General features: G+C 77.7%; 4 protein-coding genes and 1 rRNA gene. All 5 read left to right on the top strand.

The genetic code is table 11. The annotated features are described in order from the left end of the window. A 23S ribosomal RNA gene (locus AC6H2I_RS30300) occupies positions 1–107 on the top strand; the annotation flags it as partial. A gap of 187 nt (positions 108–294) precedes the next feature. Then, positions 295–567, top strand: coding sequence for a hypothetical protein (locus AC6H2I_RS30295; RefSeq protein WP_497504515.1), 273 nt, complete (start codon positions 295–297; stop codon positions 565–567). Between the two features lie 239 nt (positions 568–806). Beyond that, positions 807–1,124 (top strand): hypothetical protein, encoded by a 318-nt coding sequence (locus AC6H2I_RS30290; protein ID WP_497504514.1) that lies wholly within the window; start codon positions 807–809, stop codon positions 1,122–1,124. A gap of 87 nt (positions 1,125–1,211) precedes the next feature. Beyond that, positions 1,212–3,254: a CHAT domain-containing protein gene (locus AC6H2I_RS30285; RefSeq protein ID WP_497504513.1), complete on the top strand. Its 2,043-nt coding sequence runs from the start codon at positions 1,212–1,214 to the stop codon at positions 3,252–3,254. Next, the coding region (locus tag AC6H2I_RS30280) for a tetratricopeptide repeat protein (RefSeq protein WP_497504512.1) at positions 3,251–5,579 on the top strand (2,329 nt) is incomplete at its 3' end. The genes AC6H2I_RS30285 and AC6H2I_RS30280, both read left to right, overlap by 4 nt.

Genomic DNA, 5,579 nt, shown 5'->3' with positions numbered 1-5,579 from the left:
AAGCATTCCCCGAGAGCCGTGATAGACCATCACGTCGATAGGAGGCATGTGGACGCGCGGCAACGCGTGAAGCTAAGCCTTACTAATCGCTCGATCGGCTTGATCTCGCTCATGCGCCCTGCGCAGCAGCAAGCCCGCGACCCGCACCGAACACGCCCATCCCCGTCACAAAACCGTCCTCACAGCCCCCCCGCCGCCGGCGTGCCCCCTCACCAGGGCACGCCGGCGGCGTCCGGCGCGTGCTCTTTGGGCGTGCCGGCGGTTGGAGCGGTCGGACACCCGAGGAGGACGCCCATGACCACGCCCCTGAGCACACCCACCGTCGTCGAGGAACACGGCAGCTTCCGCCTGGTCGCGCGGGAGGGCCGCTATGCGGTGATCGAGCACCGCAACGGCGAGGTCTTCGCGCTGGACACCGGCGACGGCGCCCGGCCCCGGGCGTCCGACACGCCGCGGGGCATGGACGGCGTGGTGCCGGCCGACGGGTGGAGCGACGAGGCCACCGCCCGCCGGGTCTTCGAGTCCGTGACCGAGCGTGGCGCCGGCCTGGCGCAGTCCATGCTGTGACGGGCGCCGCGCCGGGTCCCTGTGATGGACCGCCGCCGCCGGCTTGACGCGCCGGAATCCCCTGCCCACATCCTTGTCATCTGGCCGCAGGTGTGACGCCGGGCCTTCCGTTTTCCCGCGAACCGACGCACCATCGTTCCGCCACCGGCGGCCCGGCACCGGGCGCGGTGGCGTTGGCGCGTGCCGGTTCGAGTCGCGGGCCGGGGCATATCCGGCATCCCGGACATCCGGGGGAGAGCATGGGCGGTTACGACGACATTCCGCTTCCCGACGTCCTGGAGCCGCTGTTCGCGGCGGCGGGCGACGGGGACGAGGCGCTGGACGAGGCGGTCACCGAGGTGGCCGAGATGCTGGCCGTCCTCGGCGCCCTGGTGGTGGACGGCGACGGCGAACCGATCCATGGCGTCACCGACGAGATGGCGGTGCTGGGGGCGCTGGGCAGCTACGGCCGGATGCTGCTCGACCTCGGCCACACCGACGACGCGGCCGAGGTCACCGATCTGATGGACCGGATCGACGCGCACCGGCCGCGGCGCCGGCCGCGGTCCTGCGTGTAGCGGCCCGGCGGCGCGCCGGGTGAACGCGCGCCGGGCAAATGTGCTATCGATGGCTCCGGACCAGGGCAGGGCGGGTTGGGTGGCCGGATGAACCGGAAGGAGCGACGGGCGGCGGGCGCGGGGACACCCGCAGCCGCCAAGCGGGGGGTGCCGGACGCGGCGGCGCCGGTGGTCGCCGAGGCGGTGGCGCTGCACCAGGCCGGGCGGCTGGCCGAGGCCGAGGCGCTGTACCGGCACGCCCTGGAACTGCGGCGGGACCATCCCGACGCCCTGCACCTGCTGGGCATGGTGGCGTGCCAGACCGGCCGGTTGGGCGAAGCCGCCGATCTGATCGGCCGCGCCATCGCCGCCAACCGGACCGTTCCCGACTACCACGCCAACCTGGGCTACGCGCTGCAGGCGCTCGGCCGCCACGCCGAGGCGGAGGCCGCCTGCCGGCGCGCCCTGCGGCTGCGCCCCGGCTTTCCCGAAGCGGCGAACACCCTGGGCAACGCCCTGTCCGCGGGCGGCCGCTGGGCCGAGGCGGAGCGGGCCTACCGGGAGGCGCTGCGCGGCCGCCCCGCCTACGCCGAGGCCCAGGGCAACCTGGGCGGCGCCCTTCACGCCCTGGGGCGGGCCGCCGAGGCGGAGGGCGTGCTGCGCGCGGCGCTGGCCGCCAACCCCGCGCTGGTGGCGGCCCGGCTGGCCCTTGGGCGGGCGCTCCTTGACCTCGGGCGGGCGGCCGAGGCGGCGGAGGCGCTCGAGGGGGCGTGCCGGGCGCGGCCGGATCACGCCCCGACCCACGCCGTTCTGGCGGTCGCGCTCGACCGCCTCGGGCGCGCCGCAGCGGCCGAGGCCGGGCGCCGCCGGGCGCTGGCCCTGGCCCCCGCCGAGGCCGAGCTGTGGAACCTGCAGGGCCAGGCCCATCCCGGGCGCGCGGACGCCGCCGCCGTGGCCTACGCCCGGGCCCTGCGCGTTGCCCCGGAGATGGCGGAGGCGCTGACCAACCTGGGGACCGTGCGGCGCGACGCCGGCGACGCCGCCGCCGCCGCCGGGCTCCACCGCCGGGCCCTTGCCGCGCGCCCCGGCTTTGCCGCGGCCCATGCCAATCTCGGGCTGGCGCTCCAGGACCTGGGCGAGCCCGCGGCCGCGGAGGCGGCGTTCGGCGAGGCGCTCGCCGGCGGCGCGACCTCCGCCGACGCCGGCCGGCCGGACGCGGCCCGGCCCCTGGCGGCGCTCAACCGGGCGCTGCTGCGCCTGGCGACCGGCCGGCTGGCCGAGGGGTGGGTGGATTATGACGGCCGGCCCACCCCGGCCGCGCCGCCGGGGCCGCCGCTCTGGCAGGGCGAGGACCCGGCGGGCCGGCACATCCTGGTGCGGCGGGAGCAGGGGCTGGGCGACGAGCTGATGTTCGCCTCCTGCTACGCCGACCTGATCGCCCGCGCCGGCCACGTCACCATCGAATGCGACCGCCGCCTGGTGCCGCTGTTCGTCCGCGCCTTTCCCGGCGCCACGGTGCGCCGGCCGGCCGAGGACTCCGGCGGCGCCGAGCTGGCGGTCCGGGCCGGGTCGCTGCCCCGCCACCTCCGCCCCTCCCTCGCCGCCTTCCCCGGGGGGCCGGCCTGGCTCATCGCCGATGCGGCGCGGGTGCTGGCGCGGCGCGCCGCCCTGCCGGGCGCGGGGCTCACCGTCGGCATCGCCTGGACCAGCTGGCGCAGCGACCACACCCGCCAGGCGGCGTACACCGCCCTGGAGGACTGGGCGCCCCTGCTCGCCATCCCCGGGGTGCGCTTCGTCAGCCTGCAGTACGACGGCCGCTACGACGAGCTGGCCGCCGCCGAGCGCCGCTTCGGCGTCGCCATCCACCATGATCCGGCCGACGACCTCGCCAACGACCTGGAGACCGCGGCGGCGCTGACGGCGGCGTGCGATCTGGTGGTGTCGGTGGCCAGCGCGCCCGGCGAGCTGGCCGGCGCGCTTGGCGTCCCGGTGTGGCGGGTGTGCTGGCCCGACTGGACCCAGCTCGGCACCGCGGTGCGGCCGTGGTACCCGACGCTGCGCGCCGTGCCGCCGCCGCCCGGGGGCTCGCTGGGCGCCGCCCTGGCCGGCGCCGCCCGCGCCCTGCGCGCCCTGGCCGGTGGCGGCCGGTGAGCGAGGACGCCGCGGCGCTGCTGGCGCGGGCGCTGCGCCACCACCAGGCCGGCGAGCTGGCGGCCGCGGAGCCGCTCTACCGGCGCATCCTCGACCGCCGGCCGGGCCATGCCGACGCGCTTCATCTGCTGGGGGTGCTGGCCCACCAGCAGGGCCGCCACGCCGACGCCGCGGCGGCGATCTCCCAGGCGGTGCTGGCCGACGGCACGGTGGCCGACTACCACGGCAACCTCGGCCTGGTGCTGCAGGCCATGGGACGGGTGGAGGATGCCGTCGCCTGCCAGCGCCAGGCCATCGCCCTGAAGCCGGGGCATGCCGCCGCCCATCACAACCTCGGCGTCGCCCTGGCGGCCCTGGGCCGCGCCGCCGAGGCGGCGGAGTCCTACGCCCTGGCGGTGCGCCACGACCCCGGCCTCGCCGAGGCGCACCTCAACCTGGGCGTGGTGCTGCAAGACCTCGGGCGCGTCGCCGAGGCGGTGCCCCACCACCGCCGCGCCGCCGAGCTGCGCCCCGGCGACCCCGCCGCGTGGAACAACCTGGGCATCGCCTTGCGCCGGCTGGGCCGCGCCGACGAGGCGATGGCGTGCTTCGCCGAGGCGCTGGCGCGGCGGCCGGACGATCCCGCGGCCATCGCCAACGCCGCCGATTGCCTGCGCGCGCAGGGCCGGCTGTTCGAGGCGGCCGACGCCTACGCCGAGGCGCTGCGCCACGACCCGCGCAACCCCGACGCCCTGCACGCGCTGGGCCGGGTGCTGCTCGACCTCGGCCGGGTGGCCGACGCGGCCGCCTGCTTCGACGCGGCTCTCGCGGTGCGGCCGGACCATGCCGAGACCCTGGACAACCTGGGCTCCGCCCGGCTGGCGCTGGGCGATGCCACGGCAGCGGCGGCGCTGCACCGCGACGCCGTTCGCCACCGGCCGGAGCTGGCACCGGCCTGGAACAACCTGGGCAACGCCTTGCAGAGCCTGGGCCGGCTCGACGACGCGCTGGCCTGCTGGCGGGCCGCGGTGCGGCTGGCGCCGGAGCTGCCGGAGCCCTACTCCAACCTGGGCAACGGTCTGCGCCAGCGCGAGCGCTTCGCCGAATCGGAGCGGGCCCACCGCCACGCCCTGCGGTTGATGCCGGGCACCGCCGGCGCCCACAACAACCTGGCCTCCGCGCTGCAGAAGCAGGCACGCCATGGCGACTCCGTGCCCCCGCTGCGCCGCGCCCTGGCGCTGCAGCCGGCCTACGCCGAGGCGCTGAGCAACCTGGCCCTGGCGGTCCAGCGCGGCGGCGGGCGGGCGGCCGCCGCCACCCTCTACGCGCGCGCCCTCGCCCTCGCGCCGGACCTCGCCCTGGCGCGCTTCAACCAGGGCCTGCTGCGGCTGGAGGACGGCGATCTCGCCGGCGGCTGGCCCGGCTACGCCTGGCGCTTCGCCTCGGGCCAGATCGGCGCCGCCCGCCAGCCGCCCGTGCCGCCCTGGCGCGGCGAGGCCCTGGCCGGCAAGCGCCTGATGGTGTGGCGCGAGCAGGGGGTGGGGGACGAGGTGCTGTTCGCCTCCTGCTACGGCGATGCCCTGGCCGATGCCGCCGGCCTGATCGTCGAGTGCGACCCGCGCCTGGCCGGGCTGTTCGCCCGGTCGTTCCCGGGGGCAACGGTGCGCGCCGTGCCGCCGCCCGCGGCCGGGGGTGCGGCGGAGAGCCCGGTCGACGCCGACCTCCACGCGCCCGCCGGGTCCCTCGCCCGCGCCTTCCGGCCCCGCCTGGCGGCCTTTCCCGCCCGCGCCGCCTGGCTGCGGGCCGACCCGGCGCGGGCCGCGCGCTGGCGGACGCGGCTGGACGCGCTCGGCCCCGGTCTCAAGGTCGGGATCGCCTGGCGCAGCGGCCTGATGACGGTGGAGCGGCGCACCGCCTACACCGCGCTCGACCGCTGGGGGCCGCTGTTCGCCGTCCCCGGCCTGGTCTTCGTGACCCTCCAATACGACGATTGCGCCACCGAGGTCGCCGACGCCGAGGGGCGCTTCGGCGTCGCCGTGCACCGCTGGGACGATCTCGACCTCAAGGACGATTTCGAGGAGACGGCGGCGTTGCTCGCCGGTCTCGACCTGGTGGTGACGCCGGCCATGTCCATGGGCGAGCTGGCGGCGGCCCTGGGGGTGCCGGTGTGGCGCTTCGGCTGGCCCGACTGGACCCAGCTGGGGACGGCGGTGCGCCCCTGGTTCCCCACCATGCGGCTGTTCCAGCCGCCCCCCGGCGGCACCCTGGACCACGCCCTGTCGGCGATGGCCGGCGCCCTGCGCGCGCTGGCGGCGCCCGCCCCGCCGGCGGCTCCGGCTGCCGAAG

The organism is Azospirillum sp. NS33 (assembly GCF_059703765.1).
This window is presented reverse-complemented; position numbering and strand designations above follow the sequence as displayed.